This window comes from Chryseobacterium aquifrigidense (assembly GCF_006716485.1).
GTDB classification, from domain to species: Bacteria; Bacteroidota; Bacteroidia; order Flavobacteriales; family Weeksellaceae; genus Chryseobacterium; species Chryseobacterium vietnamense.
In genome coordinates, this window is sequence record NZ_VFPD01000006.1 from 53,313 (window position 1) to 69,633 (window position 16,321).

At 36.0% G+C, this 16,321-nt stretch carries 15 protein-coding genes; 5 read left to right on the plus strand and 10 right to left on the minus strand.

All coding sequences use genetic code 11. The features are described from left to right. Window positions 1-14: 14 nt before the first annotated feature. The 5 genes from FB551_RS22795 to FB551_RS22815 all read right to left on the minus strand — a co-directional run bounded on the left by FB551_RS22795 (window position 15) and on the right by FB551_RS22815 (window position 7,373). A complete protein-coding gene (locus FB551_RS22795; RefSeq protein ID WP_226798776.1) occupies window positions 15-1,127 on the minus strand; it encodes a serine hydrolase domain-containing protein in 1,113 nt (370 codons plus the stop codon). 210 nt (window positions 1,128-1,337) lie between these two features. Further along, complete coding sequence (locus tag FB551_RS22800; RefSeq protein ID WP_142019032.1) at window positions 1,338-2,048, minus strand: Dph6-related ATP pyrophosphatase; 711 nt, start codon at window positions 2,046-2,048, stop codon at window positions 1,338-1,340. A 72-nt stretch (window positions 2,049-2,120) separates the two neighbouring features. After that, a complete protein-coding gene (locus FB551_RS22805; RefSeq protein ID WP_142019033.1) occupies window positions 2,121-5,468 on the minus strand; it encodes a methylmalonyl-CoA mutase family protein in 3,348 nt (1,115 codons plus the stop codon). Window positions 5,469-5,727: 259 nt separating this feature from the next. Continuing rightward, window positions 5,728-6,978, minus strand: coding sequence for a hypothetical protein (locus FB551_RS22810; protein WP_142019034.1), 1,251 nt, complete (start codon window positions 6,976-6,978; stop codon window positions 5,728-5,730). After that, the gene (locus FB551_RS22815; protein ID WP_047435683.1) at window positions 6,975-7,373 is read right to left on the minus strand and encodes a hypothetical protein; all 399 of its coding nucleotides are present in this window, start codon (window positions 7,371-7,373) and stop codon (window positions 6,975-6,977) included. Before FB551_RS22815 ends, FB551_RS22810 begins: the two co-directional genes overlap by 4 nt. Window positions 7,374-7,577: 204 nt before the next feature. Here FB551_RS22815 and FB551_RS22820 point away from each other — a divergent pair, with 204 nt between their 5' ends. After that, a complete protein-coding gene (locus tag FB551_RS22820) occupies window positions 7,578-7,931 on the plus strand; it encodes a hypothetical protein (protein ID WP_310022440.1) in 354 nt (117 codons plus the stop codon). A gap of 38 nt (window positions 7,932-7,969) precedes the next feature. On the opposite strand, the gene FB551_RS22825 is transcribed toward FB551_RS22820, so the two are convergent. Then, the gene (locus FB551_RS22825) at window positions 7,970-9,067 is read right to left on the minus strand and encodes a DUF3667 domain-containing protein (protein ID WP_142019035.1); all 1,098 of its coding nucleotides are present in this window, start codon (window positions 9,065-9,067) and stop codon (window positions 7,970-7,972) included. Window positions 9,068-9,416: 349 nt separating this feature from the next. Between FB551_RS22825 and rplM the strand changes: the two genes are divergently transcribed. From rplM to rpsB, 3 genes are all read left to right on the plus strand, one after another. After that, on the plus strand, window positions 9,417-9,872 hold the full coding sequence (gene rplM, locus FB551_RS22830) for a 50S ribosomal protein L13 (protein WP_002976217.1): 456 nt from the start codon (window positions 9,417-9,419) through the stop codon (window positions 9,870-9,872). A 6-nt stretch (window positions 9,873-9,878) separates the two neighbouring features. Continuing rightward, the gene (gene rpsI, locus FB551_RS22835) at window positions 9,879-10,265 is read left to right on the plus strand and encodes a 30S ribosomal protein S9 (RefSeq protein ID WP_002976218.1); all 387 of its coding nucleotides are present in this window, start codon (window positions 9,879-9,881) and stop codon (window positions 10,263-10,265) included. Between the two features lie 208 nt (window positions 10,266-10,473). Continuing rightward, complete coding sequence (gene rpsB / locus FB551_RS22840) at window positions 10,474-11,235, plus strand: 30S ribosomal protein S2 (RefSeq protein WP_034692922.1); 762 nt, start codon at window positions 10,474-10,476, stop codon at window positions 11,233-11,235. Window positions 11,236-11,529: 294 nt separating this feature from the next. Here the strand turns inward: rpsB and FB551_RS22845 are convergent, their stop codons facing one another. The 4 genes from FB551_RS22845 to FB551_RS22860 form a co-directional block, all read right to left on the minus strand. Then, window positions 11,530-11,970, minus strand: coding sequence for a DUF6759 domain-containing protein (locus FB551_RS22845; protein WP_047435674.1), 441 nt, complete (start codon window positions 11,968-11,970; stop codon window positions 11,530-11,532). After that, window positions 11,967-12,665, minus strand: coding sequence for a DUF6759 domain-containing protein (locus tag FB551_RS22850; RefSeq protein WP_142019036.1), 699 nt, complete (start codon window positions 12,663-12,665; stop codon window positions 11,967-11,969). Before FB551_RS22850 ends, FB551_RS22845 begins: the two co-directional genes overlap by 4 nt. Before the next feature lie 15 nt (window positions 12,666-12,680). Continuing rightward, entirely contained in the window at window positions 12,681-13,358 is a 678-nt protein-coding gene (gene trmB, locus FB551_RS22855; protein WP_047435670.1) for a tRNA (guanosine(46)-N7)-methyltransferase TrmB, read from the minus strand. A 96-nt stretch (window positions 13,359-13,454) separates the two neighbouring features. Continuing rightward, on the minus strand, window positions 13,455-14,219 hold the full coding sequence (locus FB551_RS22860) for a DUF6759 domain-containing protein (protein ID WP_142019037.1): 765 nt from the start codon (window positions 14,217-14,219) through the stop codon (window positions 13,455-13,457). 454 nt (window positions 14,220-14,673) lie between these two features. Here FB551_RS22860 and FB551_RS22865 point away from each other — a divergent pair, with 454 nt between their 5' ends. After that, window positions 14,674-16,212, plus strand: a complete 1,539-nt coding sequence (locus FB551_RS22865; protein WP_142019038.1) for a GEVED domain-containing protein — start codon at window positions 14,674-14,676, stop codon at window positions 16,210-16,212. The last annotated feature ends 109 nt before the right edge of the window (window positions 16,213-16,321 follow it).

The window sequence follows — 16,321 nt, forward strand, 5'->3', positions numbered from 1 at the left end:
AAATTACCAGTAAACTAATGCTTTGGTCTAAGTTGTGTAAGTGTATTCTCCAGATGATCAGTGATCTTTTTTACTTCAATATGAGGTCTGAAGATCGCACCTTTTCCTTTTTCCTCATCAGCAATATTCGAAAGAATGATTATGGATGTTTTAGTGTCCGGATAATAAATATTTAAAGAGGGAGAACCTTTTACATAACCACTGTGGAAATAGGAATTAGGCTGGCCGATATTAAGCATGATTCCGTAAGCATAACCCATTTTTCCAAATGTAGCATGATGCCTTTCTGCGCTTTTGGCCATGAAAAGTTTCAATGTTTCAGGTTTCAAAATTTTTCCGCCGTACAGTGCATTATTCCATGAGTGAAGATCCTGAATGGTAGAAAGTATTCCACCGGCAGGCGTTCCGATTTCTGGTCCTCCTAATCTTTTCGGCATATTGGGAACCTCTGAGAATTTAACAGGAGTACCAACATAAGCACTGGCAAAATTATGACCTTTAAAAATATCTCCTGTTGAGGAATGAGTCATCCCTGCTTTTCTAAAAAGTTCCAATGCATTTTCATGATAAGATTTTCCAGAGACTTTTTCCACAATTTTTCCAAGTGCATTGAAGCCATCATTGGAATAATAGAAATCTGTTCCGCTTTTGAACATCAGCTTTCCACCCATAAGATTCAATCCGGAAGTATGGTTTAACAGTTGATGAATCGTAATATTTTCATATTCCCTGGTCTGAAATTCTTTCAGGTATTTTGATGCCTTATCGGTTACATTAAGTTTTCCCTGTTCCATCTGAAGCAAGACTAAAACAGCGGTGAATTGTTTGCTCACAGATCCGATCGCAAAAATGGTATTGCTGTCAATTTTAGTTTTTCTTTTAAAATCTGAGTATCCGTTTTCCCTTCTGTAAAGTAGGGTAGAATCTTTAAAGACGGCAATACTTCCATTGAAATGATATTTTTTGAAAGCAGAATCAATCTGTTGCTCTAAAAGTGTTTTCTGAAAAGCAACAATGGTTGAATCAATGATAGCTTTTTTATCAACCGGGGCAATTTTTGAAACCTCAGTTGTGGTACAGGAAGATAAAAAGCAGAAAAAGGACAGGAATAATAAATTTTTGATCACAGGTGTTGTATTTTTAAATGATGATTGATATTCTTAAAGATACTAAAATATCCTGAAGAGCAGTAAGGGAAGCAAATTGCGTGCTAAGATAGGCTGGCGGATCAAGTTAATATAAATTTAATGAGTCTTTGTATCATATTTTATACTCTAACCGGAAGTACCGTCGAAAAGAGAATACATTGAAAAAGCCTGTGTAAGAAATTCACAGGCTTATTTTAATACCAGGTCACTGAACCAGAAAACATATTCGCTATCTTCTTCTTCAGGGCTTGTTTTAGGTTTGGGATAAGTCTTTTTCACGGTTTCCCTGATTTCGAACTGAATCGGATTTTTGAAAATGGGCCCATCAAAAGTAAAGGTGTGAAATTCTCCGTTTTCTCCGCATGGATCTACATTTTCAGGAAGGTCATCAATGAATTGCTGATCAATAATTCGTCCGGCAAAACTTTTATCCAGATAAGTTCCGTTTACACAGGTTACAATGGTTTTAAAACCAAGATCTAAAAATTCATGGATGAGGTTGGATGTATCTTCTTTCCACAAGGGAAATACGGCTTTCATACCGACAGCACTTAATTGGTCTTCTCTGTATTTTCGCAGATCTTCCAGAAAAATATCACCGAAAACGGAATGGGTAATACCCTGAGCTTGAATTCCGGCCATTGTTGTACTCATAATTTGCTGATACTCTTCCATTGACGGTTCTTTAGGAAGCTCCATTTTAATCAATGGAATTCCGAGGCTTTCCGCTTGTCTTTCTAAAAGCGATACATGAACTCCATGCATGGAAATCCGTTGAAACTTCTTATTAATGCTGGTAAGCAGTGTGGAAATCTCATATTGATCCTCCTGTAGTATTTTGTAAAGAGCCAGGGAAGAATCTTTTCCGCTGCTCCAGTTGAATAAAGCTTTTGGTTTCATTGTAAAAATAAAAATCTCCCAAAAATAGGGAGATTTCATGTATTTATAAATTATAATGATTGTATCTGTAGATTACATATTTCTTCTGTACTTACCACCCACTTCAAATAAAGCGTTGGTAATTTGTCCTAAAGAACAGTATTTCACTGCATCCATCATTACTTCAAATAAGTTTTGCTGGTTGATGGCTGCATGCTGAAGTTGTTTCAGAGCCTCTTCGGATCTGCTGTCATTTGCTTGCTGGAAGTTATGAAGGGATTCAATCTGTGCCTGTTTCTCTTCCTCCGTAGAACGGATAACTTCTCCAGGTAAAACTGTTGGTGAACCGTCTTTTCCTAAGAAAGTATTTACTCCGATAATCGGATATTCACCTGTATGTTTCAGCCATTCGTAATGCATTGACTCTTCCTGGATTTTTGAACGCTGATACATCGTTTCCATCGCTCCAAGAACACCTCCTCTTTCTGTGATTCTGTCAAATTCTGCATATACAGCTTCCTCAACAAGATCCGTTAATTCTTCAATAATAAATGATCCCTGAAGCGGATTCTCGTTTTTAGCCAATCCTAATTCTTTATTGATGATTAGCTGGATTGCCATTGCTCTTCTTACAGACTGCTCGGTAGGAGTTGTAATTGCTTCATCATAAGCATTGGTATGGAGAGAGTTACAGTTATCATAGATGGCATACAGTGCCTGAAGCGTAGTTCGGATATCGTTGAAATCAATTTCCTGAGCGTGCAGAGAACGTCCCGAAGTCTGGATGTGGTATTTCAGCATCTGGCTTCTTTCGTCAGCGCCATACTTTAATTTCATGGCTTTTGCCCAGATTCTTCTTGCTACACGTCCGATGACAGAATATTCAGGGTCAATACCGTTGGAGAAGAAGAAAGATAGGTTGGGAGCAAAATCATTGATATCCATTCCACGGCTTAAGTAATATTCCACGTAAGTGAATCCGTTAGCCAGTGTGAATGCCAATTGGGAAACCGGATTCGCTCCTGCTTCAGCAATATGATATCCTGAAATGGAAACAGAGTAGAAGTTTCTTACTTTTTCTCTGATAAAATACTCCTGAACGTCACCCATCAATCTCAGGGCAAATTCCGTAGAGAAAATACACGTATTCTGAGCCTGGTCTTCTTTTAAGATATCTGCCTGAACAGTACCACGAACCGTAGCAATCGTTTTAGCTTTAATTTCTGCATATACATCGGCAGGGATTACTTCATCACCGGTTAATCCTAAAAGCTGTAGTCCTAAGCCATTATTGGATGGAGGAAGTTCACCGTTATATTTTGGCCTTTCTAACCCCTTATCGTCAAATTTTTCTTTAAGCTTAGCTTCTACTTTAGCTTCTAAACCGTTTTCTTTGATATATTTTTCAACATTCTGATCGATGGCAGCATTCATAAAGAAAGCCAGTAGCATCGGTGCAGGACCGTTGATCGTCATTGAAACTGAGGTTAGTGCATTGACAAGATCAAATCCGGAATATAATTTCTTCGCATCATCTAATGTTGCAATAGAAACTCCCGCATTCCCGATTTTACCATAAATATCCGGTGGTAAAGCAGGATCCTGACCGTATAACGTTACAGAGTCAAATGCTGTAGATAAACGTTTTGCAGGCATTTCTGCAGAAACATAATGGAATCTTCTGTTGGTTCTTTCAGGACCTCCTTCTCCTGCAAACATCCTTGTTGGATCTTCACCTGTTCTTTTGAACGGATAAATACCTGCAGTATAAGGGAAGCTTCCCGGAAGGTTTTCCTGGCCTTTCCATTTGATCAGATCTCCCCAGTCATTGTATTTTGGTAATGCAATTTTTGGAATTCTCAAGTGAGATAAAGATTCTGTGAACGTTTCCACTTTAATTTCTTTACCTCTTACGTAATAAGAATAAAACTCGGCATGGAAAGCCTTTTTCGTATCGTCCCAAGTCTTTAAGAAGTCGATGTTATCCTGTTGAAGCTCTTTTTCTGCCTTTTGGTATTCAGCATCCAGAACTTCATTCGAAATGATATTTTTAACGCCTTCAATATGATACATTTTTCTGGCTAACTCAGCCTGCTTTTCAATATTGATGTCGTATTGTTTGTTGTTTTCAACGATTTCAGAAAGGTAACGGACTCTTTTTGGAGGAATAATGGTTACTTCTTCTGTAACTTCCTGTTCTACAAAAGTTTTTAGATTTAATTCAGAGAATTTATTATTTACTTTTGATACTAATCTGTTGTATAATTCTGTTGTTCCGTGATCATTAAACTGAGAAGCTTTGGTGGCATATACCGGCATATCATCTAACGGGCTTTCCCATAGTAAATGGTTTCTCTGGAACTGTTTTCTTACTGCCTGAAGAGCATCCAGTGCACCACGTTTGTCAGATTTATTCAATGCTACTAGATCCGCATAGTCTAACATGTCGATTTTTTCCAACTGTGTAGAAGCTCCATATTCAGGAGTCATTACATACATGGAAACATCTGCGAAATCGGAAACTTCCGAACCAGACTGCCCGATCCCTGAAGTTTCAAGAATAATAACATCCGGATGAGCCAGTTTCAGTACATTAAGCGCAGAGTGAATGAAAGGAGAAACAGAAACGTTATTTTCTCTGGTTGCCATAGAACGCATATAAACTCTTGGATCATTGATCGCATTCATACGGATTCTGTCTCCCAATAAAGCACCTCCTGTTTTCTTTTTCGAAGGGTCGATGGAAATAATAGCGATTTTTTTATCGGTATTTGAACGTAAGAAACGTCTTACCAGTTCATCTGTTAAAGAAGATTTACCCGCACCTCCGGTACCTGTAATACCAATAATCGGAATGGTTAAGTCTTTGGATTTTTCGTCGATTGCCTTTACAAGCTCAGGTTTTTCTTCTGAAAAGTTTTCAACGGCTGAGATGATTTGTGCAATACTTGACGGGTTTTCAAAGCTGATATCATCAAGATCTTTTGCGGTAACATCTTTTCCGGTAGCGAAATCTGATCGGTGTACCAGATCATCAATCATTCCCTGAAGCCCAAGCTCACGGCCGTCATCCGGAGAATAAATTCTGTCAATTCCGTAAGACATAAGGTCTTTGATTTCTTCCGGAAGGATTACACCGCCACCGCCACCAAAAATTTTGATCTGCGGAGAATTCTTTTCTCTCAAAAGGTCATAGATATATTTGAAATATTCGTTGTGACCTCCCTGATATGAAGTTAATGCAATAGCATTGGCATCTTCCTGGATAGCTGTATTTACAACTTCCTCTGCTGATTTATCGTGTCCTAAGTGGATCACTTCGCATCCTGTTCCCTGAATAACACGACGCATAATATTGATCGCAGCATCATGCCCATCAAATAATGAGGCAGCAGTTACGATTCTTACCTTGTTGGTTGGAGTATATTTTTGGGTTTCCATAAAAATTCTAGAAAGTTTCTAAGTTCTCAAATATAGTAATAAAATGAAAACCCTGTTGTGTGTATTAATGTTGTGATTTTCAGTAATTTGCGATAATTATTTTTTTCCTCCGAAAGACTTTGTTAGAGGTAAGGTCTGTATTTTACAGATTATTACACTTTTCTGTAAAAATATAAATGTCAGCAGATAAAGTTCCGCTGACATTTTTCTATTGTATTGCCCTGTAGTTTGTTTTTTATTTCAGGGGAAACTATCTGTATTACTGTTTTTCTGAGAAAAGAGTTTTTCTTTTGCTGTCCAGTCCCCAGTTTAATCCTAAAAATGTAATAAGATTATTCTTGTCACCATAATTTTTTCCGAAAGCAGCATTGATGTACACACTGTCAGATACTTTATAGTTGATGATTCCGTTGGAACGATAGGTGTTATCCAGATCGCTGCTTCTGTAAATGAATTCATAGCCAATAGAGAATCTGTTGTATACGAGTTCTATTTTGCCACCAAAATCATAATTATCAGTTCTGCTGAATCCATTGGCAATATCATAAACTGTTTTATCCTGCATGTATCTTGCAACAGCGTAGAAATTCAATCTTTTCTCAATTTTTGAAGCGTCTGTGGTGGAAGCTTCTTTGATGATTACTTTTGATTTTTCATTGTTTTCATCTTCTTTTTTCTTCGGAGTTTTTGTTCTTTCCAGATTGATCCCGGAACTCATGGTCATCCAGAATCCCAATTTTCCAAACTGATTATTCTTGAACTGATTATCTAAAAAGAAAGTACTGTAGGCAGAAGCAACATCTAATTGAAAAGCAGGTTTTTCATCAAGGTATTTCTTATAGTTTTCAGTTTCCGTTTTGTAATAATCGGTGACAAATTTTTCTAATGCCCTTGCTCTCCTCTCATTTTTTTCATCTGGGCTGGCATTGGATGTTTCTATATCATTATACTCCTGTGATCTTTCAAACTCTTTTTGAATATCAGTTAATTGTTTTGATATATTGGCGTTTGACTTCGTAATAGCCTCTATGTTTTTTTTATTCCTTATTTTAAATACGGTGGTTCTTAAAGAAAAAGATACCGAAGGGTTTTCCGTGTCAAGATCTTCAATTTTATAATTTCTCACAAAGGCAAACGAGACAGAAACATTTTTTGCTTCACTGAAAATGTTGTTTTTATACACATAACTATTATCTGGTTTTTTAATGCTTTTAATGCCGGCATACTTTAAAGCATCCATTTCCGTCAGAGGAAATAAATGGGTAGGGGTGAGTTCTACAGCATAGGCATTGGGAAGACCGTCATTTTCGCTGAATGAATTGACAATACTGGTCATGAAAGCTTTTTTTGATTTTGGGGTTTCCAAATCTGAACTTGCCAAACCGAGAAGCATTACACTGGGAGCATTGGAAAGTTCCAGTTTGTTTAACTCTGCACTGATTTCTTTACTTTGAGCAAACAATAATGTCATATTGGATATCAGTGCTGCTACTATTAAGATCTTTTTCATAGCTCAACTTTTATGTATTTATAAACACCATAGATAAACTTACCGGATAAATCATCAGTTGTTTTACCTTCAAAAGGATTGAAATGAAAATTCCTGGAAGGAATCTGAGGGAATTCAAACTTTATCCTGCACGTATTGATCAATATCTGCAGATGGTTCACCTGCATATTAATATTGAAAGAAGTCGCGAAAAGTAAATGGTCTGATGCTAAATCTGCTTTTGGAATAGTAAAAGAAAATTTATCGTCATTTAAATTGTTATCATCTATTCTCTTTCCATTAATGATAAAATGCGGGTCGCCAAATTGTGTATTGGCACTGATAATTACATTCACTTCAACATTATTTTCTTTAAAGTGTGTGATTTTTACTGTTTTTTGAGGGATTTTTTTCATGTCTATTGACTTTTGGGTTTGTGAATTCAGCTATTAATTCTATTTCAAATGTATAATTTGTGATATTTGTATTCAATTACCTTTTTGGGTGATATTGTATTGTTTTTAATGATACTGTCAAATTATCCTGATCTACAATAGCAGCGTATGGTTCAATAATTAATTAGTTCCAAAGATTCTGCACCACAATTAAATTCTTTATTTTTGCAGCATATTTTTACAGACATGCAAAAAGCGTTGATATATTTCACATTGGGAACTGTAGTAAGCTTCCTGATTAATTATTTCTTTTTAAGTTCAGAGAATATTGGTTTAGAGTTCTATTATGCTATTGCTTTTGGTGCAGCCTGGGGCATTGCTTATTATCTGGATACTCCGAATTTTACGTTAGCTAAAAAACTGGGACTATCTTTCGTAGTGATGGCTATTCTGGTTGTGGCAGGTACTTTAATTTTTAAACTTGAACTTGCTATTCCATCCATTCTGAAGTTTTCTATGGTGTTTGTCGCCTATTATGTAATAGCAAGTTTTAGGGCAACTAAATCATTAAGAAAATAAATAAAAAGAGGCTTTCCAATGTGACAGCCTCTTTTTTATTAATGAATCATCATGAAACTTATTAAGGCAAGCCCTAGAAGTAAAAACATGAATGCCATAAAATTAATAGTGAATAGTATCATTCCGACAATAATGCTTACCAAGCCATGGGCACGATAAACCCGCCTGTGAGCAATAAAGAAATAGGCCATAGTATATAATAGCAGGAAGGATATTATTAAATATAAAATAGTATTCAGCGGCCAGAAATCTGTGAGGCCTGCCAATTTGAAAAGTAGGAATATGAATAAAATGGTAAGCAATAAAAATGAGAAGTAATGCAGAGTGAAAATTCCATGATCAAAGTACCACCATTTTTTCTTACTGTGGAAGATCCACAAAAAGAACGCGAAAAGAGGAAGGTAAATAAAAAGTGCTTTGGGAAGATTATGGAAAGACTTTTCTATCATCCCGGCAATAATCTCCTTTTTCTTTACACCCTTTTCTTTTAGTTCAAAGAATTTGTGAACAATGGGAGCTTCAATAAAACCGAGAGATGATGGGTTTTTGGCTTTAGCAGAATCATAAGCCTTCCTGGTTTTATATTCTCCAAAGCTAACGTCCGGATCTATTTTTTTGTCCATGTCAATGATGTCTTCTATTTCAGAAGAGTCAGGAACTGCTTTTATTCCTTCAATGGCAAGAGAGTCTTTTTCAGTAAGGTGTTTTTTGGCTTGTATACTGTCTATCAGCTTTTGTTTTTCGACAGGTTTCATGACTTTTAAAAGGCTGGTCTTACTTTTTTCTGCAATATTTCCCTCTTTCGCAGAACCTATATCAACCATAGGAAACAGGGCAAAAACAAAAAATGTAATAAAACTGACAAAAATATAAAGCTTCACAGGAGGCACGAATTTTTGTCTTTTCCCTTCAAGATAAGTGTTCGTTAGTCTGCCGGGTTTAAATAACAAATTTTTTACGGTCCCCCAGAACTGACCGTCATAGTGCGTAAAATCTTCAACGAAATGGGTAAAAAGAAAATAAAAGGGCTGTCGTCTTTCAGTATTTTCCTGTCCGCAGTGAGGGCAGAACCTTTCTTCAACCTGATGCCCGCAGTTCAGGCAGGTTTTGTCTTCTCTTAGTTTTCCGTGGCTCATGAAATTATGGAATATGATTAACGCAAATATAATTATTTCAATGAAATTATAGTTATATCCAGGTATTTTACGGAAATCTTTAAAGTAAATTTAATAAAAGAAAGAGTTGAGGGAATAAACTCTTTGCTGTTTCATTGGTGTTTTTAGAATCTTCGAAGTGTTTTTTCATCGGCTCATCAGTTCGCAAGATCTGTGCCAAAAGTATAAATAGTGTTAAAATCTATTGATAGCGGGGTGTAGCACGAAGATTATATAGATTAAATGAAATATGTTTTTTGGTTACGAAAATAATTTGTACCTTTGCACACCCTTTTAGGGGTAAATTATGTTTAATCTTTAACTAAAACGTGTGAATACATTAAGTTACAAAACTGTTTCAGCGAACAAAGCTACTGCTAATAAAGAATGGGTTGTGGTAGACGCTGAAGGACAGCCGTTAGGTAGATTAGCTTCTACGGTTGCAAAGATTTTGAGAGGTAAGCACAAAACGAACTACACACCTCACGTAGATTGTGGTGATAACGTAATCGTTTTGAATGCTGGGAAAATTACACTTTCCGGAAACAAGTGGGCTGATAAGACTTATATCTGGCATACAGGATATCCTGGTGGACAGAAGTCTATGACTGCGGCTGAACTTCAAAAGAAAGATTCTTTAAAGGTATTAGAGAAATCTGTAAAAGGTATGTTACCTAAAAACAGATTAGGAGCTGCTATCCTTAAGAACCTTTACTTATATGAAGGAACTGAGCACAAACATGAAGCTCAACAGCCAAAAACAATTAATGTTAACGAATTTAAATAATTAATTATGTCTATAGTTCACAAAATCGGAAGAAGAAAAACTTCTGTAGCGAGAGTTTATGTAAAACCAGGTTCTGGTGTTATTACAGTAAACGGTAAAGATGCTAAAGAATATTTCTCTACAGACGTGATGGTTTACAAATTAAACCAACCGTTTATCCTTTCTGAGACTGTTGGTCAGTATGACGTTACCGTAAACGTATTCGGTGGTGGAAATACAGGTCAGGCAGAGGCTATCAGATTAGGTATTTCTAGAGCTTTATGCGAAATCAACGCTGAGTTCAGATTAGCATTGAAGCCAGCTGGTTTACTTACAAGAGACGCAAGAATGGTGGAAAGAAAGAAGCCAGGTCAGAAAAAAGCAAGAAAGAGATTCCAATTCTCAAAACGTTAAGATTTCTCGTTGGCAGATGGCTTATGGCTACTGTCTACAGGAATGTATTAAATTTTTTTTAAACTTAATCTCGGCGAAAAGCCCATTGCCAAAAGCAAAAAAGCAGACCGCCAATTGCCCGTTACGTTTAGCATCCAAACGCTTCTCCCATCTAAAGAAGTTGTTGATTGTTTAAAAGACGGAAAGTAAACTAACAAAAACAGAAAACATGGCAAAAGCAAATGTAAAAGACCTTTTAGAGGCTGGCGTACACTTCGGTCACATGACTAGAAAGTGGAATCCAAATATGGCTCCATACATTTTTATGGAGAAAAACGGTATTCACATTGTAGACTTACATAAAACAGCAGTTAAATTGGATGAAGCGTGCAGCGCTTTAGAAAAATTAACTTCTGCAGGTAAAAAAGTTCTTTTCGTAGCTACTAAAAAGCAAGCGAAAGAAGTTGTTGCAAAACACGCTTCTGAACTTAATATGCCTTATATTACAGAAAGATGGCCAGGTGGTATGTTAACGAACTTCGTTACTATCAGAAAGGCTGTAAAGAAGATGAACTCTATCGACAAAATGAAAAAAGACGGTACGTTCGAAACTTTATCTAAAAAAGAAAGATTACAAGTTGACAGACAAAGAGCTAACCTTGAGAAGAACTTAGGTTCTATCGCTGACATGGTGAGACTTCCATCTGCTGTATTTGTAGTTGATATCTTAAGAGAACACATCGCGGTAACTGAAGCTAAGAAACTAGGTATTCCAGTTTTCGGGATCGTTGATACAAACTCTGACCCTAGAAAAGTTGACTTCGTTATCCCAGGAAACGATGATGCTTCTAAGTCTATTGATATGATCCTTAGCGTAGTTTCTGAATCTATCAAAGAAGGTCAGTCTCAAAGAAAAGCTGATAAAGAAAAATCTAAAGAAGAAGGAGAAAAAGTATCTGCTGATACAGATGCTGATTTCGATGCAGAATAATTGAAGATTTTCTTTAATATAGGAAAAACGCTGGATTTCGATCCAGCGTTTTTTTATTGTTTATATCAGAAATTATTTCTAAGGATACTATTTTGATTATATCTTCTTTGCCTGAATATATTGGTTTCGGGACAGCGCTAATTAAGAGCTTTTAAACAGTGAAAAATACTTTTATACTTGGTCTACTGGAGTTTATTCTGAAAGGTTAAAAACAATGCTACAGCCACCAGCCATTACAATGGAGATCAGATATTCATTAAAAATAAAAACCTGCAGGACCTTGCAGGTTATATGTTAGTTTGAAAGTTTTATAGAGTAAGAGGTTGTGACAAACTTTGTAGACTGGTAGACCGAGTTACAAAGCATACCCGATAATCTGTAATTTTGATTTTTCGGAACCATAGTATATCCTATTTTCCCTGCGCCAATGGGAATTTTCTTAAAAAAATTACCTCCGCTTACCGTAAGCACCATATTACATGGAGACTTATTTTCTACAGAAATAGAGGTTCTGGGATTTTTAGGATCATCACTGTTGAGGAGATCATTAAGGACATCGGCTGTTTCCGGCTTATAAGTTTTTATAAGATCATTATATTCTCTTTCTGTATTGGCTCTGTTCCCCGAATTATTAGCAGGATAAGGGTAGGATGTCCTTCCCGGATAGCCTCCGTAATTCACATTACAGCTGGCAAGAATCAGAGAAATTCCGGTAAGAACTAATAGTTTTTTCATCCTATTTTATTTTTTGACTTTTGTTTTTTCTGTGATTGTTCCGTTATCGGCTCCTTTTGAATAGATTTCAGTTCAACGTTGGAGGGTTTCGGGTTGTCTACTGTTACAAATATACTTTTTTTAATGTCTTTCCGGGATGAATATTTCAGATCACAAGTATTGCTGCTTAATGTATATGAATCTTTTTTGAGCACAATGAAGTTTTCTGCATGGGCAGGAACAGCCAGATTATAAAATTCTTTTCCTTCTATCCGTAATACAATATTGCAGTCAGAATTATTTTTGAATAAGAGAATCGCTTCATTGCGGCTGATATCCTCATTAAACATAGCGTTCAGAAGCTTCACTGTTTTTTCCTTATGTTCGGCAGAGGTTTCAGCGATAAGCTTTTTAAACTCTTCCGCATCGTCAGAATTAGGATTCCTCATCGCACTCTTCGGAATATCGGCAATTACTGGCCTTGCTTCCATAGGTTTGGCGGTACGGGCTCCCTTTGTCCATTCCGAGTTTTTTAAAGCAATAAGCTTGGGTTTCAGCACCGTCCTTTTAGGGTCATCAGGGTGTGCGTTCTTCAGGTATTCTTCAATTTCTTTAATGTTTGTGCTTCTTAAAATATCTTTACTGCTTTTCTGAGCCTGTATAAAGCCCGGGATAAGAAATGTGAGGAATAAAATTGTTAGAAAATTTTTTTTCATCAGGTTTTTATTTCATCAGCTTATCCGGAATTTGATATAAGTAATGGTTTTTCCTTTTGCTGAGAACAGCTCTTCATAATACGTTTTGATATCTCTCAGATGCTCTGTATTAGGGTCATATTCCGGGGCGCCATAGATATCATGGTGGGCAGAGATGATCTCGTAACCTGCACCCTGTAAATATCCAAGCGTATACCCATGCAGGAATTCTGAATCGGTTTTCAGGTGAATGATTCCTCCTGGTTTCAGAAACTTTTTATATCGGTTTAAAAAATCCGGATGTGTTAATCTGTGTTTTGTTCTTTTGTATTTAATCTGTGGATCCGGGAACGTAATCCAAATTTCGTCTACCTCATTTTCTGCAAAGAAATAATCAACAAGTTCGATCTGAGTTCTCAAAAACGCTACATTATTCATGTTGTTTTCTACAGCTTCCTTCGCTCCGAACCAAAATCTTGCACCTTTAATATCTACTCCGATAAAGTTTTTTTCAGGAAATGTTTTTGCGAGTCCTACCGAATATTCTCCTTTTCCACAACCTAATTCCAGTACAACCGGATTGTCATTTTTAAAGAAATTATCTCTCCATTTTCCTTTTAGATCGAAGCCATTTAAAGCATCTTCTCTTGTTGGCTGGATTACATTCGGTAATATTTTGTTTTCTGCAAATCTTGCTAATTTATTTTTGCCCATTGAGTTATAAAATGAGTGCAAAAATAGTGAAAATTTATGGAGTCTCTATGTCTTTTGGTAGTAAAAGACATAGAGATCATATGCTTTTAGTTTGTATTATTGACGTCCCAAAGCCACCATAATGGGTCTTTCGATCGTTTTTTGTGAAGCATATTGAGCCCCGCAAACCAGACTGGTAAATAGATACTGTCCTTTTTCTATAACAATGGATCCTTCACCCTGAGCAGGAACTGCCAGTCTGTATTTGGTAGTTCCTACGCCTTCTATTCTTACAATGATATTACAGTCTGATTTATTTTGAATCAAAACAATGCATTCTTTAGCATTAGGATCATTATCAAATAAGGAATTTAAGATTTTTACAGTCCTGTTTTTATGTTCTACAGGAGAAACAGCCATCAGCATATTGAATTCTTCTGCTTCCGCATTAGGAATTGTAGTATTGGCAGTGGTATTGACAACATATGTATTTTGAGCGGTACTCGGTGTATACACTGTGGTAGATTGTTTGGCAGCCAGCTCGGCCTTATATTTTGCAATCTGCTTTTGTTTGATGATCGCATTCATTTCATCAAAAGTAATTTTGGTAGAAGGTCTTCTTCTCAGCATCGCAAGCATTTCCTGCATATCTTTTACTTTTTGATCAGCTGGATGAGCATTTTTGATATACTCTTTCATCATTTCCATGACCCTGGGTTTCAGAACGGATCTTCGGGGATCATCAGGGTGGGCATCTCTCAAAAAGGCATTGATCTCGTAGATATTCTTACTTTTCAAAATATTACTGTAGTCTTTCCCTTTTTTTTGAGAAGACATAGCAACGAAAAACATACAACAAAGAAGTAAAAGTACTTTTTTCATTAATTAATATTAAATTAAAAATTTGGTGCTTCTCTTTTAATTTGTTTTCAGCGGTTGTAGTTTTATTTGAATAACGAAATACCAGTGTTTTTATTTTAAACACTTGTTTGTGAGATAAAATTACACATATTTTTGAAAATTGAAGAGTAATATATTGTAAAATTTGAATAATTCATAGTGTAGGTACTGTGGTAAATGGTAAGTTGGTTTTATTCTATCTAAGGAAAAGAAATTTTGAAAAGGAACACAGATGGACTAAAATCATTTTTACATTTCTATATTGCCTACATCATATATACGTCAAGCCCGCATAAAGCCTACATCATTTAATATACTTATCTAAATTATGGAAAATGCACTGCTAAATATATTTAGATTTGGTTTATCAATAGAAGGTTAATGAACAGGATAGACTTCTTGTTGCCTTTTTGAAAAAACTAAAATACTGACTTGTATGAAAAAATTATTACTTACTTTTTCGCTTTTATTAGCATCGTTTGGATATGCACAAACTTATTTTTCCGATAATTTTGATGATTTAGATATTACAGACTGGACTGTCTATGATCAGGATGGCGACGGGAAAAATTGGTATGACTTTAATGATACTCAGCAAAGCTATAACACAAATCCTGCGCTTGTATCTGTAGGAATTAACTCCCATCCGGATAATTATATTGTTTCACCGGTAATTAATCTGTCTACGGCGTCCTCCGCACAACTTAAGTATAAGGTGAAGGTATTACAAAATACAACTGAAACCTATTCTGTTTATGCTGCAACAACAAACAGTGTAGCCGCATTTTTAGCAAATGGACCTTTATTAACTGAAACTGTAAATAGTAACGGACCCATTAAGAAATATTATCTTAAAACCATTGATCTATCCGCATATGCGGGACAGCAGGTTTATATTGCTTTTAGACATAATAATTCTAATTTTTTAATGTTCCTGGATGATGTGAGCGTGACTGCTGTTCCTGCTACAGCACCTAATTGTTCTGCATTGATATCTCCTGCAAATATGGCAACAGGTGTGCATTATACTCCCTCAGCAAAATTAACATGGAATAGTCCTTCTACAGGGAGTATCGTTGATTCATATGATATATATATGGATCAAAACTCAAATCCAGGCACACTTATTTCCAATGTTATAACCGGTACAAGTTATGATGTTTCAGGTCTGATGCCATCTACAACTTATTATTGGAAAGCTGTACCCAAAAATACAGCGGGTAGTGCGACCGGATGCCCTGTCTATTCATTTACAACCCCTCCAACTGATTTTTGTAACGCAGGTACTAACCATCCTGTTTTTGCGAGAATAAACAATGTTACATTTGCTGATATCAATAACAATTCATCAAACGACTATGTAATAGGTTACGAAGATTATACATCCATAATTGGAAACGTTGTATTAGGTCAGACTTATGATTTTTCGGCACTAAGTCTGAATCAAGGAATTTGGGATCAGGTTTTAGTTTGGATAGACTTTAATAATGATTTTGATTTTGACGATGCAGGAGAGAAGGTTTTAGAAACTGTTGGTAACAACCACACTCCTTTGGTTGGGCAGATTGCAATACCGCCTACTGCTACATTAGGAACAGTTCGTATGAGAGTAAGATTAAACAATGCGAATCTAAACGATCCAAATAATTATTCTAATCAAACTCCTTGTGGGAATGCAGCTTTTGGTCAGGTTGAAGATTATACCTTAAATATTGGTAATGTGTTGTCTGTCAAAGAATCAAGTAAAGTTTCAATTAAGGCATTCCCAAATCCGGTAACTGATATTTTACATATTGAATCACCCTCAAAAGTGAAATCGGTTTCTGTAGTAGATGCATCTGGTAAATTTGTCTCTAGTTATAAGCTTAATACTGCCAAATCTCAAATTAATTTGTCAGGATTGGTTCCGGGAATCTATTTCGTAAATATTGAAATGGAAGATGTAACCCAATCTATAAAAGTGATCAAGAAATAAAGTATTACTTGATAAAAAAAAAGGCTGAATAGTTTATTATGCAAAGCAATAAATATTCAGCCTTTTGTAGTTATATTCTTGTCTTCTAAAATACTGATGGAGCGCGTTC